Here is a 25796-nt window from a genome sequence, read left to right on the forward strand (position 1 = left end):
TCGCTTTCATGACTTGAGCCGCAACTCAGCACTGCGTGCGTGGGCTTGCAAGCCTTCGCCATAGGCCAGCTCTGCCGCCACTTTACCCAGCGTCTGCGCGCCCTGCTCACTGACCATAATCATTGATGAACGCTTCTGAAAATCATACACGCCCAGCGGCGAAGAAAATCTCGCAGTGCGCGAAGTCGGCAATACATGGTTGGGACCAGCACAATAATCACCCAGCGATTCAGAGGTATACCGTCCAAGGAACATGGCACCGGCGTGACGTATCTTGTCTGCCCATTGCTGCGGATTTTCTGCAGAAATTTCCAGATGTTCAGCCGCAATGCTATTTGCAATTTCGCAGGCTTCATCCATATCGCGCACCTTGATCAGCGCACCGCGATTTGCCAGTGAAGTACGTATCACTTCATGCCTGGGCATAGCTGGCAGCAGTTTGACGATGCTGGCCTGCACGGCTTCGATATACGCCTCATCCGGACACAACATAATAGATTGCGCCAGCTCATCATGTTCCGCCTGGGAGAACAAATCCATGGCCACCCAGTCAGGGTCGGTCGTACCATCGCACAAAACCAGAATCTCAGACGGACCAGCGATCATGTCTATACCAACCACGCCAAACACACGGCGCTTGGCAGCGGCCACATAGGCGTTACCTGGACCTACAATTTTGTCGACCGGTGGTATGGTCGCCGTGCCATACGCCAGCGCTCCCACAGCCTGGGCACCACCGATGGTGAACACGCGATCGACACCGGCAATTGCCGCTGCAGCCAATACCAGTGGGTTTTTCACGCCGTCTGGTGTCGGCACGACCATGATGATTTCTTTGACGCCTGCCACCTTGGCCGGTATCGCATTCATCAATACTGAGGAAGGATAAGCAGCCTTGCCACCAGGTACGTAAATACCAACGCGATCCAGTGGCGTGACTTTTTGACCAAGCACTGTGCCATCGGCTTCTGTGTAACTGAAACCGGCAGAGCCGCATTCTTTCTTTTGAATCTCGTGATAAGCACGTACGCGTGCTGCTGCAGTTTCCAGCGCGACACGACGCTCGGCACTCAATGATGCCAGTGCAGCCTGCATTTCTTCTTGCGACAATTCCAGCGCCGCTACGCTGCTGGCATTCAAACGATCAAAGCGATTGGTGGCTTCCAGCACAGCGGTATCGCCACTGGTTTTGACGCTGGCCAGAATCTGCGCGGCGGCACGGTCTATCGCCTCATCTTCGCTGGCTTCAAATGCCAACAGGGATGTCAGTTTCCTGGAAAAATCTGCATCGGTCGTATCGAGCCGGGTAATCAGGGATGCCATGCTATTCTCTTGGTCAATTATGCATTTGCTTTGGAGGCACGATCAAATGCTTCCAGTATGGGTTGCAAGCGTTCACGTTTCAACTTCAGCGCCGCCTGGTTGACTACCAGACGTGAAGAAATTTCCATGATGTGTTCAACTTCCACCAGATTATTCGCCCGCAGGGTGCTGCCGGTGCTGACCAGATCGACAATCGCATCTGACAGGCCTACCAATGGTGCCAGTTCCATCGAGCCATACAGCTTGATCAGATCAACGTGCACACCCTTGCTGGCGAAATGCTCACGCGCAGTTTCTGTGTACTTGGTAGCGACACGCAGACGCGCGCCCTGGCGTACGGCGTTTTCATAATCAAAGCCAACCGAGACCGCTACCGACATGCGACATTTGGCTATATTCAGATCAATGGGCTGATACAGGCCGGCACCACCATGTTCATGCAAGACATCCTTACCAGCCACGCCGAAATCGGCAGCACCATATTGCACATAGGTGGGTACGTCGGAAGCGCGCACGATGATAACGCGCACATCAGGATCATTGGTGGCCAAAATCAGTTTGCGTGATTTTTCCGGGTCTTCTGCCACACGTATGCCTGCTGCTTCCAGCAGGGGCAGGGTTTCTTCAAAGATGCGGCCTTTGGACAAGGCCAGGGTCAGTTGCGAAGATATTGGGGAAGACATTATTTAACTCGCTGTATTTGGGCACCAACTGCCGAGAGTTTGACTTCCATGCGGTCATAACCACGATCCAGATGGTAGATACGGTCAATCAGTGTCTCGCCTTCCGCCACCATGGCTGCAATCACCAGCGAAGCTGAAGCACGTAAATCGGTTGCCATGACCGGTGCGCCAACCAGCTTATCGACGCCATTCACGATCGCGGTGTGGCCATCGATTTCTATCTTCGCGCCCAGGCGGTTCATTTCCTGCACATGCATGAAACGGTTTTCAAATATCGTTTCAGTGACGATGCTGGTACCCTGGGCGATACAGTCCAGCGCCATGAATTGTGCCTGCATGTCTGTCGGGAAGCCAGGGTATTCAGTCGTACGAAAACTAACAGCCTTGGGACGGCCACTCATTTGCGCACGTATCCAGTCCGGACCTGTGGTCAGGATGACGCCAGCTTCACGCAATTTATCCAAGGCGACATCCAGGATGTCACTGCGGGTATTTTTCAAGGTGATGTCGCCACCGGTGGCGGCTACCGCGCACAGAAAGGTCGCAGTTTCTATACGGTCGGCGATTACGGTATGGGTAGCGCCATGCAGGCTGTCAACGCCTTGTATGACCAGACGATCAGTACCTATGCCTTCTATCTTGGCGCCCATGGCAACCAGCAGGTTGGCCAGGTCAGTCACTTCCGGTTCACGTGCTGCGTTTTCCAGCACGGTTTCACCTTCAGCCAGCGTTGCCGCCATCAGCAGATTTTCGGTGCCAGTCACGGTAATCATGTCAGTGACGATGCGCGCACCCTTGAGTTTTTTTGCTCTGGCGTGGATGTAGCCGGCTTCTATGGTGATCTCGGCACCCATGGCTTGCAAGCCCTTGATGTGTTGATCCACTGGGCGCGAACCTATCGCGCAACCGCCAGGCAGGGATACTTTGGCTTCACCAAAACGCGCCAGCAAAGGGCCTAGCACGAGTATCGATGCGCGCATCGTTTTCACCAGGTCATACGGTGCTTCCAGCTTGTCTACGGCTGCACCATTGAGGGTGGTCACTCCATTTTCCTGCGTGACTTGCAAACCCATCTGGCGCAACAGTTTCAGCATCGTGCTGACATCTTGCAAGGACGGCACATTGTGCAAAACCACGTCACCCGAGGTCAGCAAGCCTGCGCACAGGATAGGCAATGCCGCATTCTTGGCACCGGAGATAGGTATGTCACCATTCAGGCGCTTGCCGCCTGTAATCAATAATTTATCCATTATGCGGCGTACTCTTCAGGCGTCAGTGTTTTCATCGAAAGGGCATGTATTTCCTCGCGCATGCGTTCACCCAGCGCTGCATACACCAGTTGGTGTCGCTGTATCGGGCGTTTGCCGGCAAAGGCAGCAGAAACGATCACGGCCTTGAAATGCTGACCATCACCTTCGACTTCCAGATGCGTACATTCCAGACCTTCTGCAATGTAATTTTTAATTTGTTCGGGCGTAGGAAACACGGCTAACTTTCTTGATCAAAATGGTGAAGCAACTGGTTTATTCATTAATGCTAACTCAGGGACGTACTCATTGTCGCAGCAAGTCTTATGTTCAGTGTCGTAACTTGTATCCACGTTTCAGCATATTGATGGCTATCGTGGCCAGCAACAGCGAAAACAGACAAACGATCAGCAAACTTTGCAAAGGATCGACATCGGACTTACCAAAGAAGCCAAAGCGGAAGCCATCTATCATGTAGAAAAACGGGTTGAAGCGTGAAATACTTTGCCAGATACCTGGCAGGGAATGAATGGAATAAAACACTCCCGACAGGAAAGTGGCAGGCATGATCAGAAAGTTTTGAAAAGCAGCAAGCTGATCAAATTTTTCTGCCCAGATACCAGCGATCAAGCCCATGGTACCCAACATGGCCGCTCCAAGAAAGGCAAAAATGACGATCCACCAGGGAGCAACGAAATGCAGATCAGCAAACCAGGCGGTCACGATAAAGACGCCGGCACCAACAGCAACGCCACGCAAGATCGCTGCCAGCACATAGGCACTGAAGATTTCCCAATGAGACAGTGGCGGCAACAGTATGAACACCAGGTTACCGGTGATTTTGGACTGTATCAGCGAAGAAGAAGAATTTGCAAAAGCATTTTGCAAAACGCTCATCATCACCAGACCAGGTACCAGAAAAGCCGTGTACTTGACCCCTGGATAGACTTGTACATGATCTTCCAGTACATGACCAAAAATTAACAGGTACAACAAGGCTGTCATTATTGGTGCTGTAATGGTTTGTGTCGCCACTTTCCAGAAGCGCAAAACCTCTTTGTAAAAAAGGGTATTAAAGCCGGTCATACTGCTCATTTGGAGCCCTCCATAATTTGCAGGAAGACATCTTCCAGATCAGCTTGCAGCAAATGCATATCTTCAATCACACAGCCATCCGTGCGGAAAGCTGCCAAGATGCCTTCGACCTCATTGTAATCGGTCACTCGCAAGGCAAACTGGCGGGGGTCTGCCTGAATTTCATGGCTGATGACTTTTTCGCGCAAGCTTGCTGGCAGAGTGACGACACCACTAGCTGCTAGCGTAATCCGCAATTGTGAGCCGGAAATGCGTTTGATCAGGTTGGCTGTACTGTCGAGCGCAACCACCTTGCCCAGTTTCAGCATGGCGATGCGGTTGCACAGCGCTTGCGCTTCTTCCAGGTAATGCGTGGTCAGGACCACGGTATGGCCTTCGCGGTTCAGGCGGGCGACGAATTGCCACAGCGTCTGACGCAATTCCACATCGACACCAGCAGTAGGCTCATCCAGCACGATGACAGGTGGTTTGTGTACCAGTGCCTGCGCCACCAGCACACGGCGCTTCATGCCACCGGACAGGGCGCGCATATTGGTGTCGGCTTTATTGGTCAGATCGAGGTTTTCCATCACCTCGTCTATCCATTTGTCATTATTCTTCAGACCAAAATAGCCCGATTGCATGCGCAAGGTTTCACGCACGGTAAAAAATGGATCAAACACCAGTTCTTGTGGCACGACACCAAGCTTCTTGCGCGCATTGCGGTAATCGCTGACAACATCGTGTCCTTGCACGGTGATATTCCCGGCATCGGCCCGGTTCAGGCCAGCCAATATGGAAATCAGCGTCGTCTTGCCAGCACCATTGGGGCCAAGCAAACCGAAAAATTCACCCTCTTCTACAGTGAGCGAGACGCCACCCAGTGCTTGCAGCGACTGGTAGCGTTTTTGTATATTGGTAATTTGTATGGCTGCCATCTGGCGTTGTTTGCACTTTTGGTGCTCATCAGGGGTAGAAAGAACCGGAAGCTTGCATTTAGCGCCATTCAAGTGGCGAAACCCTTGATTATAGGGGATTTTCCGGATTTGATCTGAAATGGCACAGAGTCATGGGTATACACCGTGCATTTCAGCGACTGGCAGCACGACACTGCCAGGTGGGAAGCGTCAATGTCGTTCTGGAACGGCAACCTGAAACTGTTCGCTCAGGCCATATAAATCGATCAGGCTGAGCAAACTATCTGGCAGCCCCTGGAATTGCAATTGCGCACCTCGTTGCAAGGCACTACGTTGCCATTCAATCATGACAGCCACTGCGCTGGAGTCTATTTTACCCAGGTCAGACAAATCGAAAGCCAATTGCCCTGCAGCAATCGCAGACAAGCCCGCAGTCACTGCTGCGGGTGCATTGTCATGGCATAGCTCACCTGTTACTTTATACACAAATACCTCGTCAGGATTATTTGGCAGCAGTCTTGGCTGCACCTGCAGTTGCCAGTTTTTTATTCTTTTCAGCCAGCGTCTTGATCAGGCCATCAATACCAGACTTGGTAATTTCTGCTGCAAAGCTGCCCTTATAGGTTTCTACCAACCAGGCACCAAGTACGTTGATGTCAAAAATCTTCCAGCCAGCTGGCAGTTTTTCCAGACGATAGTTCAACTGGATAGGCTCGCCACGAGTCTGTATTACCTGGGAACGCACTTCCACTTCAGTGTCTTCAGGAGCAGCACGCATAGGCTTGAATTCAACACGTTGGTCCTTGATCTGCGAGATAGCGCCAGAGTAAGTGAACACCAACAAGGTGCGGAATTCGTTGGTCAGCTGCTTTTGTTGATCTGGAGTAGCATCTTTCCAGCTTTTGCCTGCTGCCAGTGAGGTCATGCGCGGAAAGTCGATATAAGGAAGAATCTTGCTTTCCACCATGTCATAAACACGTTTTTGATTGCCCGCCTGAATTTCCTTGTCATTCTTGGCCAAGTCGAGAATTTCCTGGCTAAGACGCTTGATCAGTACATCCGGCGCTTCTTGCTGCGCCATGGCATTGCCACTGATCAGGGTCACGCCAAGCAAGGTCAGGGCAATTATTTTTGTGATTAAATTTTTCATTTTTTATTCCTTTTTATGCGATATGCATATCGCGTTAACCTGCCAACCTGCAAGCAGGTTGACGGCCGTTATTATTTCTTACAATTTGTGTAGACGGTGCCAGAAAATCCAGCAGGTAATTTACACAAATGCAATGATCTTAATCATCGTCAGGATTCACCTGACCTGCACGGCGTTGTAAATAGGCATCCCGGAAAAATACATATTTATCCAGTGCTGCCTCTTCGAGCAAACTCCCGGCATCCAGCACCGATGCGCGCTTGTCCACCAGGCGCAACACTGTACCTATGTTTTTCACATACACAGGTCGCTTATATGTCCACAGATCACCTTTCATATCAACCGGAGTAGCCAGCGCATCACGAACAGTAGAAGGGCCTAGCACCGGCAACACCAGATAAGGGCCGGACCTGACACCCCAGTGCCCAAGCGTCTGTCCAAAGTCTTCATTGTGCTTGGGCATACCTGCAGCAGTGCCGATATCCAGCAAACCACCGATACCAAGTGTGGTATTGACAGCAAACCGCATGACATCTGTCACGCCATCGTTCACGCGGCCCTGTAATATATTATTCACCGCGTTCCACACATCACCAATATTGCTGAAGAAATTGCCGACGCCAGTTTGCACAAACGTAGGCAGGGCAGCACGATAGCCTTCGGCCACCGGTTTGACGATAGCCTGATCGATGGTGTCATTGAAGCTGAACATGGCACGGTTAAAGCCCTCGAGCGGATCACGCGGGTTTTTACCAATATTGGTCTTGGTGCTCAGTACGTCCAGGGTTTTGTCTGCCTTGTCCTTGATCTTTTCTACAGTTACCGTGCTACATCCCGTCAGAACGATGCTGGCAAGTAGTAAAAACAGGGGAAGCAGCCTGCTTAAGCCGGAGAATGCAGGAAATGGGGATTGGGGTTTCATTTTTTCTCTTCCGTATTGCCATCTGCGGCTTTACTGAACAGGAATTGGCTGATGAGGTTTTCCAGCACAATAGCGTCCTGTGTAAATTTAATTCTGTCACCGGCAGCCAGGAATTTATCTTCGTCACTGCCAGGTGCCAGTCCTATATATTGTTCCCCCAGCAAACCTGCCGTCAAAATCTTGATGGACGAGTTTTGTGGGAATTTGTAGCGTTTTTCCAATTCCATCACAACGGTAGCCTGGAAAGTCTTATCATCAAATTTGATTTCACTGACACGGCCAACAACCACGCCAGCACTTTTCACCGCAGCCCGGGGTTTCAGACCACCGATATTGTCAAAACGTGCGGTCACAGCATAGGTTTGCTCAAATGACAGTGAACTAAGGTTACCAGCCTTCAACGCCAGGAACAGCAAAGCCAGTGCACCCAGCACCACAAACAAGCCAACCCAGAAATCCAGAGATTTTTTTTGCATTTTCTTTTTTCCTACATTTTGTCAGCCAGCCTTCAGCAAGGCATCAACAAATCAATCCGTACACGCTATCTGTATGAGTAAAACAGTTCACCATTACAAACAGGGCAATATTTAAAATTCAGACATGCTGCACTTGTTCGCTGCACTTGTTATATACAAGACGCATATTTCGTCATCGTGTCATCCAGGATCATTGAAACATCCAGGCTGTCAGTATGAAGTCCAGACACAGCACCAGCAAAGAAGAAACGACCACCGTTCTGGTGGTAGCGCGTGCCACGCCCTCGGGCGTAGGCTGCGCTTCGTAACCTTGGAACAATGCAACAAAGCTTACTGCAAAACCAAAAACTATACTTTTGATGACGCCGTTACCTATGTCTTGCCAAACCTCTACGCCTGCCTGCATCTGTGCCCAGAACGCGCCGTTGTCAACACCGATCAGTTTTACACCAACGATATAGCCACCAATGATGCCCGTTGCATTGAATATGGACGTCAACACCGGCATGGCAATGATGCCCGCCAGAAAACGCGGAGCCAACACCCTTTGTATGGGGTTGACTGCCATCATTTCCATTGCGGCCAATTGCTCACCAGCCTTCATCAAGCCTATCTCTGCCGTCAAAGAAGTACCAGCCCGTCCAGCAAACAACAATGCTGTCACGACCGGCCCCAGTTCACGCGTCAATGACAAGGCCACAAGTAAACCCAGGGCTTCTTCTGAACCATACCGGTTCAAGACGTAATAACCTTGATATGCCAGGACAAAACCGATAAACAGTCCTGACACGGCAATAATCAACATGGAATAATTGCCGATGAAATGTATCTGGTCTGTGACCAGGCGTGGCCTGCGCCACAAACCCAGACAATTACTTAAGATAGAAAAAAAACTGCGTGCAGAATAGCCAAGATCAGCTACTGTTGATCTGACAGTACCACCAATTTTTTCAATTATCATGCACGCTTCTCCAGTCCAAGATCATCCTGCAGGGAAGCGCCAGGGTAATGAAAAGGAACCGGACCGTCTGCCTCGGCATGCACAAACTGCCTGACGTAAGGATCATCCGAAACCTGCATCTCTTCCGGCGTACCCTGTGCGACGATTTTGCCCTTGGACAAAAAATAGACATAATCCGCAATCGCAAAGGTCTCGTGCACATCATGTGAAACCAGAATCGATGTAGACCCCAAAGCGTCGTTCAAGTTCCGTATCAGATTGGCGGCGACCCCCATGGATATCGGGTCAAGGCCAGCAAAGGGCTCATCGTACATGATCAATTGCGGGTCCAGCGCTACGGCACGTGCCAGCGCCACCCGTCTGGCCATACCACCCGACACTTCGGACGGCATCAGTCCAGCCGCATTACGCAAACCGACTGCCTGCAATTTCAGCAGCACCAGGTCGCGTATCATGGACTCGCTCAAATCCGTATGCTCGCGCAATGGAAAAGCCACATTATCAAACACACTGAGATCAGTGAACAGAGCCCCATGCTGAAATAACATGCCCATTTTGCGGCGCATGGCGTACAGCCCCCCGGTATCTAGCCCGCTGATTTCCTGTCCATTGACGCAGACGCTACCCTGCTGGGCCCGAATCTGTCCACCGATCAGACGCAGTATTGTCGTCTTACCTGATCCAGAACCGCCCATCACAGCAATCAATTTACCACGTGGAAAATCCATATGCAGCCCGGACAAAATAGCCCGGTCTCCATATCCAAAGTGGATATCACGAATTTCTACAAGATTTGGCACAACAGAGGAGATAGTTTTGTAAAACCTAGATTGTAATGCAGAACAGCAAAGAGGGTTGTACAGACAACTATGGCAAAACAGCAACAATTTGAGATAAATTCGGAATAATCAAGTAATTCCATGCAAAATGTAGCAAAGTTGATCATCCCAAAATTTTATTCAAAAATGAGGGGTGAAAAATAATTCTTTTAATGAACAATAAGTCAGTTATATGCGAAAACTTACCCTTTAATTAATTTCTTTGCTATCTAGCCAGCTTGATTTATGTGTCAAGCATACACAAAAACTGCCAGCGCATGATCGCACGTGGGTAATGTATGTGCCAATAACAACACAAACAAAATGAGGCAAGCACTGTGCGCTTGCCCCTTAGAACCTGTTTCCAGTCTAACTGCACGTGCGTGATCAGGGCTCATGTGCTGCTCAACAATGCTCATGCGCCAGAGTACATTGCGCTTTTTGCGCTGTGCTTAGTTACCCTGAATGTTGCCCTGCCCCGCTTACGCTCGCTACAGAGTGTAATCATGTTCTTAGATCCGCCACGCGCGACATGCGCTACGCCAACCAGATTAACGGGGCAGTACCGATTCCCCCATCAGGAAAGCATCAACCTCACGCGCACACTGACGGCCCTCACGTATCGCCCACACCACCAGCGACTGACCACGGCGCATATCACCTGCGGCATATACCTTATCGACATTGGTTTTGTAGCAGCCAGCACCATCTGTGGTCGCCTTGGCGTTGCCACGCGCATCTTTATCTACGCCGAACGCATCCAGTACTTGCTGGACTGGTGACACAAAGCCCATGGCCAGCAAAACCAGATCGGCCTTCATTTCAAATTCAGAATCCGGCACTTCCTGCATTTTGCCGTCTTTCCACTCGACGCGGCAGGCGATCAGCTTGTCAACCTTGCCGCCCTTGCCTTCCAAACGTTTGGTGGCGACTGCCCAGTCCCGTTCGCAACCTTCTTCATGTGAAGAAGAGGTGCGCAATTTAGTAGGCCAGTAAGGCCAGACCATGGGCTTGTTTTCTTGTTCTGGCGGCTGCGGCATCAATTCAAACTGGGCAACTGACTTGGCACCATGGCGGTTCGAGGTACCGACGCAATCGGAACCGGTATCACCGCCACCGATAACAACAACATGCTTGCCACTGGCCATGATCTGGTCTTTGACCTTGTCACCGGCATTGACCTTGTTTTGCAATGGCAAGAAATCCATGGCGAAGTGTACGCCTTTCAGTTCACGGCCTGGCACTGGCAAATCACGCGGGGTTTCTGCGCCACCGGCAATGATGACTGCATCAAATTCTTTTTGCAGTTGTTCTGGTGAAACGGTTTCCTTGGCCCAGTTGGTCACTGTTGCCGGGAAGTCCTTGCCGACAAACACGCTGGTACGGAAAGTGACGCCCTCTGCCTTCATCTGGTCAACGCGGCGGTCGATATGTGATTTTTCCATCTTGAAATCAGGAATGCCATAACGTAGCAAACCACCGACGCGGTCATTTTTTTCAAACACGGTCACATCATGTCCAACACGCGCCAATTGCTGTGCTGCCGCCAGGCCTGCCGGACCAGAGCCAACAACCGCAACTTTCTTGCCAGTTTTTGCAGAAGGCAGCTGTGGTACCACCCAACCGTTTTCCCAACCTTTATCGATAATGAAATGTTCTATCGATTTGATACCTACCGCATCATTATTGATACCCAGAGTGCAGGCTGATTCGCACGGAGCAGGGCAAATACGTCCAGTGAATTCCGGGAAATTATTAGTGGAATGCAGCGTATCGAGCGCCAATTTGTAATTGCCGTTGTAAACCAGGTCATTCCAGTCAGGAATGATGTTATTGACGGGACAGCCATTATTGCAGAAAGGAATACCGCAATCCATACAACGTGCCGCCTGTACTTTAGCCTGTCCATCATCAAGATGAGCCAAAAATTCTTTGTAATGTTTTTTACGTGACTGCGGTGCTTCACTTGCTTCCTGCAAGCGCTGGTATTCCATGAAACCGGTAACTTTACCCATTTTCTAACCTCAATATCGTTGCGGGCATCTGCCCTGTCTTAATCCGAATAAGCTGTATAGTCTGAACAACACACGAAGACGCCACCGCAGCCAGGCTGCGAGGCACTCATCTTACCTATGCTGCGACTTTTTCTTTTTTGGCTGCAGCTTGTTTTGCCGCATACATCTCGCCCAATGCACGCTTGTATTCGGTAGGGAATACCTTGACGAACTTGGCACGACTACGCGCCCAGTCGTCCAGCAAGTTGCGGGAACGAGTGCTGCCTGTGTGTTTGAAATGACGCTCTATCAGATTACGCAGGATGGCTTCGTCAGTCTCTCTTTCACCACCGCTCACGCGGCTATGCCAGATGGATTTATCCAGAGTAGCCACCTGTACGTCACCAGCCAGAACAGGCTCCAGTGTCACCATGGCCATATTGCACTTGGCTTCGAACTCACCTTCAGGGTCGTACACGTATGCGATACCACCTGACATACCGGCAGCAAAGTTACGGCCAGTGTCACCCAATACAATGACCGTACCACCGGTCATGTATTCGCAACCGTGATCGCCAGTACCTTCGACCACTGCCAGCGCACCGGAATTACGCACTGCAAAACGTTCACCAGCAACGCCGTTGATGAAGGCTTCACCAGAAATCGCACCGTACAACACGGTATTACCGCAGATGATGTTATCCACTGCCCAGCCACGGAATTCGGTATTGGGGCGGATGATGATGCGACCACCGGATAAACCTTTGCCTACATAGTCATTACCTTCGCCCACGAGATCAAGCGTCACGCCATGCGCCAGGAAGGCACCAGCAGACTGCCCGGCTGTACCCTGCAACTGGATATGGATAGTGTCGTCAGGTAAGCCTGCATGACCATATTTTTTCGCCACTTCACCAGACAGCATGGTGCCGACAGTGCGATTGCGGTTTTTGATAGGAGAGATAAACGACACCTTCTCGCCGGTTTCCAACGCAGATTTGGCTTGCGCTATCAGTTTGTTGTCGAGGGCTTTATCCAGACCATGATCCTGTCCATCCACATGGCGGATGGCAGCGCCTTCAGCCATTTCAGGCTGATGGAAGATACGGCTGAAATCCAGGCCCTTGGCTTTCCAGTGTCCGACTGCTTTGGATTTGTCGAGCAAATCAACACGGCCAATCAGATCGTCATAAGTACGGATACCCAGTTGCGCCATGATCTGACGCAGCTCTTCAGCGACGAAGAAGAAGTAATTCACGACATATTCAGGCTTGCCAGAGAATTTGGCGCGCAATACCGGATCTTGTGTTGCCACGCCAACCGGGCAAGTGTTCAGATGGCATTTGCGCATCATGATACAGCCCTCGACAACCAGCGGAGCTGTCGCAAAACCAATTTCATCGGCACCCAGCATGGCAGCGATGGCAACGTCACGACCGGTTTTCATCTGACCGTCAGCCTGTACACGTACACGACCACGCAAGCCATTCAAGACCAGTGTTTGCTGAGTTTCAGACAAACCCAGTTCCCACGGTGTACCAGCATGCTTGATGGAAGACAAAGGTGAAGCACCAGTGCCGCCATCATGACCGGCGATCACGACGTGATCAGCCTTGGCTTTGGACACGCCTGCCGCAATCGTGCCAACACCAACTTCTGATACCAGCTTGACTGAGATCGATGCTTTTGGGTTGACGTTTTTCAAATCATGAATCAACTGCGCCAGATCTTCAATCGAATAAATGTCATGATGCGGTGGTGGCGAAATCAAGCCTACACCAGGTACCGAGAAACGCAACTTGGCAATGTATTCGGACACTTTATGACCTGGCAATTGACCACCTTCACCTGGTTTTGCACCTTGTGCCATCTTGATCTGTATCTGATCTGCAGAACACAGGTATTCAGCAGTCACACCAAAGCGGCCAGAAGCCACTTGTTTAATGCGTGAACGCAATGAATCACCATCCTGCAAAGGAATATCGACTTCGATCTGGTCTTTGCCTACCACCGATGCCATAGTTTGGCCCTGCTTGATCGGGATGCCTTTCAGCTCTTGCTGATAACGGGCAGGATCTTCACCACCTTCACCCGTATTGGATTTACCACCTATGCGGTTCATCGCAACAGCCAAAGTGGCGTGCGCTTCCGTACTGATGGAGCCCAGAGACATCGCACCAGTCGCAAAGCGTTTGACGATTTCTTTAGCTGGTTCTACCTGGTCCAGGGGAATGGCCTTGGCAGGATCAATCTTGAATTCAAACAGGCCGCGCAAAGTCATATGACGCTTGCTTTGGTCATTTATGATCTGGGCGTATTCTTTATACGAATTGTAGTTGTTGGAACGAGTCGAATGCTGGAGTTTGGCAATTGCGTCCGGCGTCCACATATGGTCCTCGCCACGAACGCGGTAGGCATATTCACCACCGGCATCCAGAGCATTTTCCAGCACAGGGTCACTGCTGAAAGCCAGTTTATGCAAACGCAGGGCTTCTTCTGCCACCTCGAATACACCTATGCCTTCGACATTGGATGCTGTGCCCTTGAAGTATTTGTCCACCAGTGACTTGTTCAAACCAATGGCTTCAAAAATCTGCGCACCACAGTAAGACATATAGGTAGAAATACCCATCTTGGACATGACTTTCATCAAGCCCTTGCCAATTGCCTTGGTATAGTTGTAGATGGCTTTATCTGCCGACAAATCGCCGGACAGCTCTTTCGCCATGTCTGCCAGTGTCTGCATTGCCAGGTAGGGATGAACCGCCTCTGCACCGTAACCCGCCAGCAAAGCAAAGTGATGCGTTTCACGGGCCGAACCAGTTTCGACGACCAGACCAGTGGTAGTACGCAAGCCCTTGCTGACCAGGTGCTGATGCACGGTCGATGTCGCCAGCAATGCCGGAATCGCCACGTAGTTGGCATCCATCTTGCGGTCAGTGATGATCATGATGTTATGACCGGACTTGACCGCATCCACGACTTCAGCACAGATGGAAGCCAGACGAGCTTCAATACCATCCTTGCCCCAGGCAACCGGGTAACAAATGTCCAGTTCATATGACTGGAACTTGCCGCCTGTATTGGCGCTGATATTGCGCAGTTTGGCAATATCGGCAAAATCCAGGATAGGCTGCGATACTTCCAAACGCATAGGTGGATTGATGTTGTTGGTATCCAGCAGGTTCGGTTTCGGACCGATGAAGGACACCAGTGACATCACCATCGCTTCGCGAATCGGATCGATAGGTGGATTGGTCACCTGAGCAAACAATTGCTTGAAGTAGTTATACAATGGCTTCAGCTTGTTCGACATGATTGCCAGTGAAGAATCGTTACCCATAGAGCCGATCGCTTCTTCGCCGCCAATGGCCATTGGTGCCATCAGAAACTTCAGGTCTTCCTGGGTATAGCCAAATGCCTGTTGGCGGTCGAGCAGACTGGCGCTGTATTTAGCGTTGTCTTCTCCAGCTTTCAGATCATTGAGCTTGATGCGTACCGACCGTATCCACTGCTTGTAAGGTTTGGCATTGGCATAGGTGTCTTTGATTTCCTTGTCGTCGATGATGCGACCTGCTTCCAGGTCAATCAGGAACATTTTGCCAGGTTGCAGACGCCATTTCTTGATAATCTTGGACTCAGGAATCGGCAAAACACCAGATTCGGACGCCATGACAACCAGATCATCATCAGTAATGACGTAACGTGCTGGACGTAAGCCGTTACGATCCAGCGTGCCACCAATCTGGCGGCCATCGGTGAATGCCATCGCAGCCGGGCCATCCCATGGCTCCATCATCGCAGCATGGTATTCATAGAAAGCGCGACGGTTTTCATCCATCATGGTGTGATTTTCCCAGGCTTCCGGGATCATCATCATCATCGCCTGGGCGATAGGATAACCAGCCATCACCAGCAGTTCCAGCGCATTGTCGAAACTTGCTGTATCAGACTGGCCTTCAAAAATCAGCGGATACAGTTTTTGCAAATCATCGCCGAGTACGGCAGATTTCATCACACCTTCGCGGGCGCGCATCCAGTTGAAGTTGCCTTTTACAGTATTGATTTCACCGTTGTGCGCAATCATGCGGTACGGGTGAGCCAATGGCCATTCAGGGAAAGTATTGGTAGAGAAACGCTGATGCACCAGTGCCAGCGCAGACACGCAGCGTTCGTCCTGCAAGTCTTTATAGTAGACACCTACCTGGTCCGCCAACAACAAACCCTTATACACAATGGTGCGGGCCGACATGGACGGGACAAAGTATTCTTTGCCGTGGATGAGCTTCAATGCTTCAATTGCATGTACCGCAGATTTACGGATGATATACAGCTTGCGTTCCAGCGCATCAGTCACCATGATGTCCGGGCCACGACCAATGAAAATCTGGCGTATGACCGGCTCTTTTTCACGCACGGTAGGCGACATAGGCATGTCGCGGTCTACTGGTACATCGCGCCAGCCAAGTACTACCTGGCCTTCGGCACGGACAGCACGTTCGATTTCCTGTTCACAAGCCAGACGGGATGCATGCTCCTTAGGCAAAAAGATCATACCAACGCCATATTCACCTGGTGGTGGCAGGTCAATGCCTTGCTTAGCCATCTCTTCACGATAATACTGGTCTGGAATCTGGATCAGGATACCGGCACCGTCACCCATCAACGCATCCGCACCAACGGCACCCCTGTGGTCCAGGTTTTTCAATATCAGCAAACCCTGATCAACGATGGCGTGGGTCTTTTTGCCTTTGATATGAGCAACAAAACCGACACCACAGGCATCGTGTTCATTGGATGGGTCGTATAAACCTTGAGCATGCATAGCGATCTCCGGAAAACAAATTTAAATTCAGCACTTACGCAAAACCGCTATTTCCTGCTCAATCGCGAAGCTTGTTACAGCAATCTGGCCTGGCAAACGGATTAAGTCACTAGTTTTGTCAAAAACTTGCTTGTTGATTATGAAGGCAGGGCAAGCAAACAGTTTTGCGTAAGTCCTGAAAAGGACTAGGGAAGAGAATACTGCGGTGCAAAATATTATTCAACAACTTTATTTAGGGTCAGTGTCAAATTAAAATAAATCATTTCCTTATTTTATTTAATTAGGGACATAGTGAAAAGGAGCGCATTAACGATGCATTTCGGTATTTCAAATTTATTGGCCTTGCGGTTTCAGCGCACTACAAATTATGTTGTTCAGGCATCAGAAGGCGTTTTGCGAGGGCGACCACGCTTGATGGGTTCTACCCGTCTTTCGGTCAGCTTGCTCATTTCTATCTTGAATCTGGAAGAACCCAGCATCCAGGCTTTGGAGGTTGCCTGGGTAATTTCCATGATCTGCTGGCTGGATAATCCCTGCTCCATACTTTCGCGATAAGCGGCTTCACGTTGGAATGGTGTATTGCCCAGAGCCCAATATGTGCTGTGATCGGTGATCAGCGGATCAATGTGCTGACCTATGTGATGACGATAACTGGACCACGGATAATCCAGCAGATCCTGCACCAGGCCCGCACGCTGGGGATTACTTTCGATATAAATACTGCAGGGAATGAAATAGCTTGCAGATTCGATAACGGTTGCCCGGTAACGCCCCTGCCACAAAGTGCCACTACGCTGGTATTTACGATTGAAATAAGGGACATAGTGTCGCCCCAGCCATTGCATCATCTTGCCCAGGCCGGTTTCATCACCAGGCGTCAGCAACAGGTGCAGGTGGTTAGGCAACAGGACATATGCATGGATAGCAACGTCAAACAAGCCGGCCGCCTGCTTCAGCCAATCAAGAAAGGCAGTGTGGTCTTCCGCATCAATAAACACCATGGCACCGGCGTTTCCGCGCTGGATGACATGGTGTTGCTGATGTGGAATAACAAGTCGGGCTAATCTGGCCATGGCGGGCAAGCAAGGTTCAATCCAAAAAAGAGACTGGATTGTGCTTGCCCCAGGCGCACTTGTCAAAATATATTGCCCTGACGCAGGATCAGGGCGATTCAACAAGCCAGACTACAGTGCGATCAGATTACAATCAGGCTGCGATCAACTGTGGAGCTGCCGGACTTTTCAGACGGAAAACTTTCAGTGCACGTTTCGCATCTGGTACGGCGACCACTTCTGGCACACCGGTCATCAATTCGGAAATACGGCTTTTCAGGGCCTTGGCTTGGGTAGCCAGCTTAAAATGCGCAGCACGCTGCGTCTGTACGATACTCCAGCGCGCTACAGGCGCATGGCCACTACCATCTAGCAAGGATTTTTCGCGCAGCCAATTCTCAAAAGAACGGGTAGTCATCTCGCTTTCTATCCAGATCAGATGATCTGAAGTCATTTTCTTGCTTTTGTCCGAAGGGCGAACCAGTATTTCGTAAATCATTTTCTGACTCCTGTAAGTGAAACTTTGCTTAATGGAAGTGATCAGCAAAGATTCTTTAGTCCGAAAACGATCTGACTTACCGTTTAGTTGACATGAAAAGTTACATAAGGACGAAATTTTTTCATATTTTTTATAAAAAAACAACAAAAAGGCCGGTTTTTGCAATAAAAATAGGCTTTTTGGTATTTTTCTTTAACAATTTGTAACAACTACGGAGTCAACTTAAAACGCTTTTTTGCGCCCCGGCATACGAAATGAATGTCAAAAAATACACCAGCCGCACCATATTTCGTTTGCAGATTCAGTTAACCGGATTTATGGTGGCCACTTCCTGAATGAACAATGAAACATAAATCGCCTGGTGATGAGCACAGTTATTGCAATAAACACCACAGATCCAGTTGCGCATAAGTTGTCATCAGTAAATAGGGACAGCATCGCTGCCTGACATTTCGAGAATAAACTTTTAATAAAACATTATCTGTGCGCTTACACCGAGCAACCAGTTACGGCCCAGGGCAGCTTCGTAAAAGCGCCGGTTTGTATCGCCGACGATCACTGAGCCGACATACGCCTTGTCCGATAAATTATTGATACGCAAAAATTCCTTGAAGCGCCAGGCGCCAGCGTTTTGTTTGGCACCAATGCGGAAATTGGTAACAGCATAAGCGGGTGCAGCTGTCTCTTTATTGCTGTCTTCGACATATAACTTGCCGCTGGCTAGCAATTCCAGTCCCACATTGCAGCGTTCATCCCGGGCATGCCATGCGAGTTCACCATACCAGTTGGTATTCGGCACACCTGGCAGCTTGTTACCTGCCGCGATATTTCCATAGGCTTCATCATAGATTGCCCGCAACGCCGTGCCGGAAAACCGGGCACTGACACCGTTGTGCCAGGACCAGTCCAGCGCCACTTCCACGCCCTGCCGTAAAGTTCTGGTGGCATTCCGGTAGCTGGTGCGTCCGCCGACTGCGGTGTCGACCACCGGCTCATCCGTGCTGCGCACCTGGAAAATGGCTGCATTCAGGCGTGCGCCACCTGGCAAGATGGCTTTTGCACCTGCTTCCACCTGGGTATTTTGCGCGGCCCGCAAATTGAAATTAAATCCACTGCCACTACCTGAATAAAATAATTCATTCAGCGTTGGGCTTTCCATGCCACGCGCTGCACTGACATACAGGTTCAGATCAGGGTTCCATTGATACAATATCCCGGCAAATTGCGTGGTTTTCGCATACTTCAGGCTACCGCTATCATTGCCGTTCGCCAGAAAGTAATCTCGCACCTGGATATCAAGCTGATTGCGTCGCCAGCCCGCACTGTATCGCCATGCTCCTGTCACCCATTCCGTTTGCAGATAGGGGTCAAGGCTGGTGACGATATCTTGTTCATCACGTCGCAAATTACCTTTCACACCATACTGGACAAGCACAAAATTTTCAAATCCCTGACGTTTGTCGCTGGACCTTGCGTAATCTAATCCCAATGTCGTGGTCAACACGCCGCCCGCCAATTCAGTCGTATTAAGCCAGTTAACTTCCGCGCCGTAAAAATGCCGGTCAAAATCAACCACACCACCCGACTGGCTGGCAGTTGCCTGAAACGCTTTGGAAAACGCCTGATACTGACTCACCTGACGGTCACCGTCATACAAACTGATCCGCAAGCGACCTGCGTCCATCAGCTGTTCATACGTCAGCCCGACTTGCACATGATTGATACTTTTGCGGGTGTTATAACGTTCAGCAAATGAGCGCTTTGGATTTTGCGTATCAGAACTGTCAATTTCCGCCTGTCGTGGATTATTAAGAAATGTCTGCCATTGCACACCCAGCGGGTCCTGGGTATCCGCCTGAACCAGCCTGTTTGCTACTAGTGTCAGCTTGCTTCTCTCCCATAGGACAAGTGCTAACTTGGCGAAATTAGCCTCGCGTTTGGCAGCGCTATGCTCGCGGTATCCGCTAGTCTGAAAACGCGAACTATCCACCACATAGGCAATGCCTGCACTTTCACCCTGCGCGTTGACATCGATCTTACTAACACCATCACTGCCGCTAAGCACATTCAACTCCACGGAAGCTGGGCCTTTACCGTTTTTTGTCAGCAACTGCATCACGCCACCAGAGTGATTTCCGTATAGGGCGGCAAACGGCCCACGCAAGACCTCTATGCGGCTGGCAACATCCAGGTTAAAGGTGGCGGCCTGCCCCTGACCATCAGGCATGGTGGCTGGAATGCCATCGCTGATCAAGCGCATGCCACGTACGCCAAAGGCGGAGCGTGCACCAAAACCACGGGAAGATATTTGCAGGTCTTGCGCATAATTTTGCCGGTTCGATACCACCAGGCCAGGCACCGATACCAGCGCCTCCGACAGATTGACACGCATCTGCGCCTCACTCATGCGCGTATCATCAACGACATCAATCGCCGCCGCCAGATCAAAGCTGCTGCGTTCAACACGACTACCACTGATGACTACGATATCACCTGGTGTATCGGCATAGGCTGGCACCAGGCTAACGAGACTACACTGAGCAAGCAGGCTCAACACCAGCAAAACTCTCTTTTTACGCATATATCTTCTTTGCTTCAAGTAATCAGGAAAACAACCAGGCATGCAGAGAGCCGCACGCTCCAATCAGGCGCCATCCCCAGCCTCGCTACCCTTGCGCTGCGCAAGGTACTCATGTTTGCTGGGCAGGATATGATCAACACAAAGCTGTGCCAGCGTCCAGTTATCACGTCCTTTCAGCAGTTCTATCATCAACGCATGCTGCGCGACAGAAATCTGCAATTTTTCTGGTACCGCCAGCGAATTGGTACGGATTGCATAACTCAAGTTCATATAATCCTGAATCGAACGCTCCAGATAGCTGTTGCCACACAGGGAAAATATTTTCGAATGGAATTGATCATTCAATTCATGCACACCTCGCAGGTAGCCGTTCTTCACATGCGTTAAATAGGCCTGATGTATAGCGTTCAATTCATCGATGAAATTCTGCGGTGCCGGAAGTTTGAACATCAACACGGCCTGGCGCTGCAAGAACTCACGTACCTCATAAATCTGGCTCACCTCTTCTTGCGAAAACGAGCGCACACGTGCCCCCTTGTTGGGTTCTCGCACGACTATTCCGGTACGCTCCAGGCGATTCAGAGCCTGCCGCACACAATGCCGCGTTGCGCCAAAGCGTTGCATCAAGATATCTTCTACCAGCCGCTCGCCAGGCTTTAGACGCAAAAAAAGTATGTCCTCCTCCAGTTGCATGACCAACTCGGCTTCGCCGATATCCTGCAGACCGGTATCTGGGGATGGGTCAATAGTGCTGCGCTGTGCTTGAGACATGGGTAAAGCTCTTCAGGGTTGGAATATGGTCGGTTTGATGAGAATCTACCAGTCACATATTATCGATAATATCGAATACAGCGAATAAATAGCAATCAATACCTGGATTAAATTTTATATTGAAAAACAATAGATTAACGACACAAATCAGAATTCAATCAAAAACTTGAGAGCAATATTATTGACAATATTCATCTCGACCACAATACTGGCCCAGGCAAACAAGGCTACTGTCCCACTATAACAATCCTTACTTGACGCAGTGTTGCCAAAGACACTGCAGTGAGCTTACGTCGCGTAGCCATATGCCATTGCGCGCTCACTATCTGTATTCACTATCTGAAAAATGACCAGACCATGAAAAGTATCTTTCTTAGTTGCTGCCTGTTGGTTGCTTTGGGTGCATCCGTCACTGCGCATAGTCAGGCCCCTGCCGTTGCATTGCAAGTCGACCTGGCCAGGGAAAAAGGTGAGATGAAGCCGATATGGGCATGGTTTGGTTATGACGAACCCAACTACACGACAATGAAGGACGGCAAGAAATTACTCAGTGAGATCGCTGCGCTCAGCCCGGTCCCGGTGTATGTACGCGCCCACAATCTGATGACTTCCGGCGACGGCACTGCCGCGCTGAAGTGGGGGTCAACCGATATGTACAAAGAAAGCAAAGACGGCAAGCCTATCTATAACTGGACCATCATCGACAAGATTTTCGATACCTATGTCGAACGCAAAATGAAGCCTTTGGCACAAATTGGCTTCATGCCGGAAGCGCTATCCGTGGTACCGCAACCCTACCGCCACAATTGGGAACCAGGCAAAAAATACAAAGACATCATGACCGGATGGGCTTACCCGCCCAAGGACTACCATAAATGGGCAGAACTGATTTATCAATGGGTAAAGCACTGCGTCGATCGCTACGGCCAGGCCGAAGTCGAAAGCTGGTATTGGGAATTATGGAATGAACCGGATGGCGCGTATTTAAAAGCGGGAAATACAGAACGCGAATATTTCAAGATGTACGATTTTGCGGCCGATGCCGTCAAACGCGCCTTGCCAACAGCACACATGGGTGGCCCGCATACCGCCGGCATAGGCAAATTTTTTGATAACTTCCTGAAGCATGCGCTGTACGAATCCAATATGGCGACAGGCAAGATTGGCGCACCGCTTGACTTTGTCGCCTTTCATGCCAAGGGGTCACCCAGACTGGTGAATGGCGTGGTGCAAATGGGTATCATGGCGCATCTCAGTAAAATTGATCGCGGCTTTTCCATCATTGCCTCTTATCCCGAGTTGAAGAACATCCCCGTCATCATTGGTGAATCTGACCCGGAAGGTTGTGCAGCCTGTGGCATGCATACCAATCCAGAAAATGCCTATCGCAATGGCTCCCTGTATTCCAGCTACACCGCCGCCTCCATTGCCCGTGAATACGAGATTGCTGACCATCGTGGTGTCAACCTGCTCGGCGCCGTTAACTGGTCGTTTGAATTTGAAGAGCAGCCATGGTTTACTGGCTTTCGCGACCTGGCCACTAACGGTGTCGACAAACCGGTACTGAATGTATTTCGCATGCTGGGCATGATGTCAGGTAAGCGGGTCGAAGTCAGCGGCGATATTGCCTACGACACAGAAACCGTTATCAAGACCGGCGTACGTGCAGAAAGAACCGACATCAATGCGCTTGCCGCCAAAGACAAAAACGGTGTCAGTATTCTGGTGTGGAATTACCATGATACCGACATCATCGACGCAGGCTCGGCAGTAGTATTAAGCATCAAGGGGATACCTGCTGATAAACTGACCGTGCACCACTATCGCATTGATGAAACACACAGTAATTCCTACGCGGTCTGGAAAAAGATGGGTTCGCCACAAACACCAAGCGCAGCACAGATTGCAGAGTTGGAAAAATCTGGCCAACTGACTGAACTCGAAGCCCCTACGCAACTACAAGTGCGTGAACAACAAGTGACCATACACATGCAGCTTCCGCGCCAGGCGGTTTCCCTGGTGAAGTTAAGCTACTAGTCCGACACTGACAGAACACTATGAAAATCATTACCCTGCTCGCCCCCCTGCTGCTGCTGAACACCTCTTCTGTCTTTGCGGGGGAAGGTAGCGATCTGTATAAACAAAGTTGTGCCCAATGTCACGGTGCCCATCGCGAAGGAGGTCTGGGACCCAGCCTGCTTAAGCGGCCATGGGTAAAGGTTGATGAAAAAAAGGATAGTCTGCAACGCTTCATCAGCGAAGGTTCGCCCAACACCGGCATGCCCGCATGGAAGAATGTCTTGAACCAGAAGCAAATTGCTGCGCTGGCTGAATATCTGTTGCTGCCTGAGCTGGTGGCGCAAGCAACAGCCAAAGAAACAAGGGCAGATCCCTACCCTGAACTCAAAAAATTCCACCTGCCGGTCGGTTTTTCCATCTCCGTGTACAGCGACCAACTTGAAAACGCCCGCGGCATGGCCGTGACTGCATCCGGCATTGTCTTTGTCGGCTCACGTAAAGTGGGAAAAATTTATGCCGTCATCAATAGCGGCAAAGATTCTGTACCGCCCAAAGTGGTCACCGTCGCCAAAGGACTGGATTCCCCTATCGGGCTGACCTTGCTCAATGGTTCACTGTATGTAGCAGAGATGACCCGCGTCGTTCGCTTTGACGACATCGAAAAGAAGTACGACAAATCACCGCAACTGCATGTGGTCAAAGATGACTTCCCCAAAGACAAATGGCATGGCGAGAAAATAATCAAAGCAGGCCCGGATGGAAAACTGTATATACCCATAGGTGCACCGTGCAATGTCTGCGACAAGGAAGATGCGCCACATTCCAAGATATATCGCATGAATCCAGATGGCTCAGGTTTTGAAATCTATGCACGCGGTATCAGAAATTCCGTCGGTTTTGCATGGCATCCTGTGACCAGAGAAATGTGGTTCACCGATAATGGCCGCGATGGAATGGGCGACAACATGCCTTCTGATAAATTGAACTATGCCCCCAAACCCGGCATGCATTTTGGTTTTCCTTATTGCGCTGGCGGGGTCGTGGAAGACCCGGAGTTCCACAAAAACAGGCGCTGTGAAGAATTTGCAGAACCCGCAGCCAAGCTGGGGCCACACGTTGCCTCATTGGGTCTGGCATACAACGATGGCACGCAATTTCCTGCGCAATACAAGAATCAGCTATTTATTGCAGAACACGGCTCATGGGACCGCACACAAAAAATTGGCTACCGCGTCGCCCTGATCACCTTGTACAACAACAAGGTAGTCAGTGACACCGTGTTCGTCGATGGCTTTTTGCAAGATGAAAAGGTCATTGGTCGCCCCGTTGACATCGCATTTCTGCCAGATGGGTCCATGCTCATCTCGGATGACTTTGGCGGGCGCATCTATCGTGTTAGTTATAGCGAAAAAATCAAAAACTAGCTGACAGCCTTGCTGCAGGCCAGGTTAAGGGTCTATAAAAAAACGACATCAGGCAATATGCCGGTGTCGTTTTTTTTGTTCTCTTGTTTTCCAAGATTTATAAATCCTAACGTATGAACCAGGCATTTGGTTGACAACCTGATCTGCGATTAGATCAACAACACTAACAGGCCGAAACTGTCTTTTTTCCGTCAACGCTGTTGTCGCCGACCGCGTTCTTGGCTTACGTAGGCTGACTACGAAAAACAAAACAAGCAAACCCAAACAGGAATAGGAAAACATCATGAACAAAATCATCACCGCTTTCATCGCCGCCACTGTTGTTATGGGTAGCGCATTTGCTCAAACTCCAGCAGCATCCGCAACAACAACTGCCAGCACACCTGTGAAAGCCGCATCGGCAGCCGCAGCAGCCAGTGTAGCGAAATCCGCTCCTGCCGCCAAAGCCAGCTCAGCTTCTGCTTCTGCAGCAGCGACAACCGAAGTGAAACCGGTGACAGACAAAGCGATGAAGCATGAAAAAACTGAAAAGCATGCAAAAAAAGAAGTCAAGAAAGATAACGTTAAAGCGGCATCAGCCTCCGCTGCCGCAGCATCGAAATAAGCAATAAAGCATATCAATAAAACATGTATTACCGGCAGCGAAAGCTGCCGGAAAAAACAGACAATCAAAACGTACAACAGATACCAAGGAATTAATCATGAACAAGCTCATCACCGCCCTCGTTGCTACCACCGTTATTATGGGTAGTGCATTTGCTCAAACCCCAGCCAATACACCGGCAAGTACACCAGTGAAAGCAGCATCTGCGACTGCCGCAGCCAGCGTCGCCAAATCGGCTCCGGCAGCACCTGTTGCCAAAGCAACTGCAGCATCGGCATCCGCTTCAGCAGCGACACCAGCGCCATCGGCACCTGAAGCAAAACCGGCAGCAACAGAAAAGACAATGAAACATAGAAAACACGCGAAGCATGAAAAGCACGCGAAAACAGACATGAAAGCGGACGATGCGAAAGTAACACCTGCTGCATCAACACCAGCAGCATCGAAATAATCCGC

General features: G+C 50.3%; 22 protein-coding genes. 4 read left to right on the forward strand and 18 right to left on the reverse strand.

Annotation, left to right across the window (positions count from 1 at the left end):
- Window positions 1-6 precede the first annotated feature (6 nt).
- The 18 genes from hisD to AC1RVX_RS14120 all read right to left on the reverse strand — a co-directional run bounded on the left by hisD (window position 7) and on the right by AC1RVX_RS14120 (window position 21293).
- Window positions 7-1323, reverse strand: a complete 1317-nt coding sequence (gene hisD, locus AC1RVX_RS14035; protein ID WP_493217216.1) for a histidinol dehydrogenase — start codon at window positions 1321-1323, stop codon at window positions 7-9.
- Between the two features lie 17 nt (window positions 1324-1340).
- Entirely contained in the window at window positions 1341-1994 is a 654-nt protein-coding gene (gene hisG / locus AC1RVX_RS14040) for an ATP phosphoribosyltransferase (RefSeq protein ID WP_186947935.1), read from the reverse strand.
- Window positions 1995-2005: 11 nt separating this feature from the next.
- Window positions 2006-3256 (reverse strand): UDP-N-acetylglucosamine 1-carboxyvinyltransferase, encoded by a 1251-nt coding sequence (murA, locus tag AC1RVX_RS14045; protein WP_493217217.1) that lies wholly within the window; start codon window positions 3254-3256, stop codon window positions 2006-2008.
- Window positions 3256-3492, reverse strand: coding sequence for a BolA family protein (locus tag AC1RVX_RS14050; RefSeq protein ID WP_493217218.1), 237 nt, complete (start codon window positions 3490-3492; stop codon window positions 3256-3258). The genes murA and AC1RVX_RS14050 overlap by 1 nt, the downstream gene beginning before the upstream one ends.
- Before the next feature lie 91 nt (window positions 3493-3583).
- Window positions 3584-4339: an ABC transporter permease gene (locus tag AC1RVX_RS14055; protein ID WP_493217538.1), complete on the reverse strand. Its 756-nt coding sequence runs from the start codon at window positions 4337-4339 to the stop codon at window positions 3584-3586.
- Window positions 4340-4344: 5 nt separating this feature from the next.
- Entirely contained in the window at window positions 4345-5265 is a 921-nt protein-coding gene (locus AC1RVX_RS14060) for an ABC transporter ATP-binding protein (protein WP_493217219.1), read from the reverse strand.
- A gap of 189 nt (window positions 5266-5454) precedes the next feature.
- Complete coding sequence (locus AC1RVX_RS14065) at window positions 5455-5772, reverse strand: STAS domain-containing protein (RefSeq protein ID WP_493217220.1); 318 nt, start codon at window positions 5770-5772, stop codon at window positions 5455-5457.
- Window positions 5747-6325 (reverse strand): MlaC/ttg2D family ABC transporter substrate-binding protein, encoded by a 579-nt coding sequence (locus AC1RVX_RS14070; RefSeq protein ID WP_493217539.1) that lies wholly within the window; start codon window positions 6323-6325, stop codon window positions 5747-5749. Before AC1RVX_RS14070 ends, AC1RVX_RS14065 begins: the two co-directional genes overlap by 26 nt.
- Before the next feature lie 208 nt (window positions 6326-6533).
- Window positions 6534-7316: an MlaA family lipoprotein gene (locus AC1RVX_RS14075; RefSeq protein WP_493217221.1), complete on the reverse strand. Its 783-nt coding sequence runs from the start codon at window positions 7314-7316 to the stop codon at window positions 6534-6536.
- Window positions 7313-7792, reverse strand: a complete 480-nt coding sequence (gene mlaD / locus AC1RVX_RS14080; RefSeq protein WP_493217222.1) for an outer membrane lipid asymmetry maintenance protein MlaD — start codon at window positions 7790-7792, stop codon at window positions 7313-7315. Before mlaD ends, AC1RVX_RS14075 begins: the two co-directional genes overlap by 4 nt.
- Before the next feature lie 190 nt (window positions 7793-7982).
- A complete protein-coding gene (gene mlaE / locus AC1RVX_RS14085) occupies window positions 7983-8753 on the reverse strand; it encodes a lipid asymmetry maintenance ABC transporter permease subunit MlaE (protein ID WP_493217223.1) in 771 nt (256 codons plus the stop codon).
- Window positions 8750-9553: an ABC transporter ATP-binding protein gene (locus tag AC1RVX_RS14090; protein WP_493217224.1), complete on the reverse strand. Its 804-nt coding sequence runs from the start codon at window positions 9551-9553 to the stop codon at window positions 8750-8752. The genes mlaE and AC1RVX_RS14090 overlap by 4 nt, the downstream gene beginning before the upstream one ends.
- Window positions 9554-10122: 569 nt before the next feature.
- Window positions 10123-11586, reverse strand: coding sequence for a glutamate synthase subunit beta (locus AC1RVX_RS14095; protein ID WP_493217225.1), 1464 nt, complete (start codon window positions 11584-11586; stop codon window positions 10123-10125).
- Window positions 11587-11701: 115 nt separating this feature from the next.
- Window positions 11702-16390, reverse strand: coding sequence for a glutamate synthase-related protein (locus tag AC1RVX_RS14100; protein WP_493217226.1), 4689 nt, complete (start codon window positions 16388-16390; stop codon window positions 11702-11704).
- A 374-nt stretch (window positions 16391-16764) separates the two neighbouring features.
- Window positions 16765-17463 carry a transposase gene (locus AC1RVX_RS14105; RefSeq protein ID WP_493217227.1) on the reverse strand — a complete coding sequence of 233 codons (699 nt, stop codon included), beginning with the start codon at window positions 17461-17463 and terminating at the stop codon, window positions 16765-16767.
- A 133-nt stretch (window positions 17464-17596) separates the two neighbouring features.
- On the reverse strand, window positions 17597-17941 hold the full coding sequence (locus tag AC1RVX_RS14110; RefSeq protein WP_493217228.1) for a hypothetical protein: 345 nt from the start codon (window positions 17939-17941) through the stop codon (window positions 17597-17599).
- Between the two features lie 466 nt (window positions 17942-18407).
- Window positions 18408-20522, reverse strand: coding sequence for a TonB-dependent receptor family protein (locus tag AC1RVX_RS14115; RefSeq protein WP_493217229.1), 2115 nt, complete (start codon window positions 20520-20522; stop codon window positions 18408-18410).
- 63 nt (window positions 20523-20585) lie between these two features.
- On the reverse strand, window positions 20586-21293 hold the full coding sequence (locus tag AC1RVX_RS14120; RefSeq protein ID WP_493217230.1) for a GntR family transcriptional regulator: 708 nt from the start codon (window positions 21291-21293) through the stop codon (window positions 20586-20588).
- A 357-nt stretch (window positions 21294-21650) separates the two neighbouring features.
- Between AC1RVX_RS14120 and AC1RVX_RS14125 the strand changes: the two genes are divergently transcribed.
- The 4 genes from AC1RVX_RS14125 (at window position 21651) to AC1RVX_RS14140 (ending at window position 25791) form a co-directional block, all read left to right on the forward strand.
- Window positions 21651-23330 (forward strand): GH39 family glycosyl hydrolase, encoded by a 1680-nt coding sequence (locus tag AC1RVX_RS14125; RefSeq protein ID WP_493217231.1) that lies wholly within the window; start codon window positions 21651-21653, stop codon window positions 23328-23330.
- A gap of 20 nt (window positions 23331-23350) precedes the next feature.
- Window positions 23351-24736: a PQQ-dependent sugar dehydrogenase gene (locus AC1RVX_RS14130; RefSeq protein WP_493217232.1), complete on the forward strand. Its 1386-nt coding sequence runs from the start codon at window positions 23351-23353 to the stop codon at window positions 24734-24736.
- Window positions 24737-25019: 283 nt separating this feature from the next.
- The gene (locus tag AC1RVX_RS14135) at window positions 25020-25340 is read left to right on the forward strand and encodes a hypothetical protein (RefSeq protein ID WP_493217233.1); all 321 of its coding nucleotides are present in this window, start codon (window positions 25020-25022) and stop codon (window positions 25338-25340) included.
- Window positions 25341-25437: 97 nt separating this feature from the next.
- On the forward strand, window positions 25438-25791 hold the full coding sequence (locus tag AC1RVX_RS14140) for a hypothetical protein (RefSeq protein WP_493217234.1): 354 nt from the start codon (window positions 25438-25440) through the stop codon (window positions 25789-25791).
- Window positions 25792-25796: the final 5 nt, after the last annotated feature.

Source organism: Undibacterium sp. GW821-FHT11B02, assembly GCF_058808955.1.

Bases quoted from the DNA above. Each gene is read 5' to 3' on its own strand.
- hisD (WP_493217216.1), bottom strand. From the start codon at position 1,323: ATGGCATCCCTGATTACCCGGCTCGATACGACCGATGCAGATTTTTCC.
- murA (WP_493217217.1), bottom strand. From the start codon at position 3,256: ATGGATAAATTATTGATTACAGGCGGCAAGCGCCTGAATGGTGACATA.
- AC1RVX_RS14055 (WP_493217538.1), bottom strand. From the start codon at position 4,339: ATGACCGGCTTTAATACCCTTTTTTACAAAGAGGTTTTGCGCTTCTGG.
- AC1RVX_RS14060 (WP_493217219.1), bottom strand. From the start codon at position 5,265: ATGGCAGCCATACAAATTACCAATATACAAAAACGCTACCAGTCGCTG.
- AC1RVX_RS14070 (WP_493217539.1), bottom strand. From the start codon at position 6,325: ATGGCGCAGCAAGAAGCGCCGGATGTACTGATCAAGCGTCTTAGCCAG.
- AC1RVX_RS14075 (WP_493217221.1), bottom strand. From the start codon at position 7,316: ATGAAACCCCAATCCCCATTTCCTGCATTCTCCGGCTTAAGCAGGCTG.
- mlaD (WP_493217222.1), bottom strand. From the start codon at position 7,792: ATGCAAAAAAAATCTCTGGATTTCTGGGTTGGCTTGTTTGTGGTGCTG.
- mlaE (WP_493217223.1), bottom strand. From the start codon at position 8,753: ATGATAATTGAAAAAATTGGTGGTACTGTCAGATCAACAGTAGCTGAT.
- AC1RVX_RS14095 (WP_493217225.1), bottom strand. From the start codon at position 11,586: ATGGGTAAAGTTACCGGTTTCATGGAATACCAGCGCTTGCAGGAAGCA.
- AC1RVX_RS14100 (WP_493217226.1), bottom strand. From the start codon at position 16,390: ATGCATGCTCAAGGTTTATACGACCCATCCAATGAACACGATGCCTGT.
- AC1RVX_RS14105 (WP_493217227.1), bottom strand. From the start codon at position 17,463: ATGGCCAGATTAGCCCGACTTGTTATTCCACATCAGCAACACCATGTC.
- AC1RVX_RS14110 (WP_493217228.1), bottom strand. From the start codon at position 17,941: ATGATTTACGAAATACTGGTTCGCCCTTCGGACAAAAGCAAGAAAATG.
- AC1RVX_RS14115 (WP_493217229.1), bottom strand. From the start codon at position 20,522: ATGCGTAAAAAGAGAGTTTTGCTGGTGTTGAGCCTGCTTGCTCAGTGT.
- AC1RVX_RS14120 (WP_493217230.1), bottom strand. From the start codon at position 21,293: ATGTCTCAAGCACAGCGCAGCACTATTGACCCATCCCCAGATACCGGT.
- AC1RVX_RS14125 (WP_493217231.1), top strand. From the start codon at position 21,651: ATGAAAAGTATCTTTCTTAGTTGCTGCCTGTTGGTTGCTTTGGGTGCA.
- AC1RVX_RS14130 (WP_493217232.1), top strand. From the start codon at position 23,351: ATGAAAATCATTACCCTGCTCGCCCCCCTGCTGCTGCTGAACACCTCT.
- AC1RVX_RS14135 (WP_493217233.1), top strand. From the start codon at position 25,020: ATGAACAAAATCATCACCGCTTTCATCGCCGCCACTGTTGTTATGGGT.
- AC1RVX_RS14140 (WP_493217234.1), top strand. From the start codon at position 25,438: ATGAACAAGCTCATCACCGCCCTCGTTGCTACCACCGTTATTATGGGT.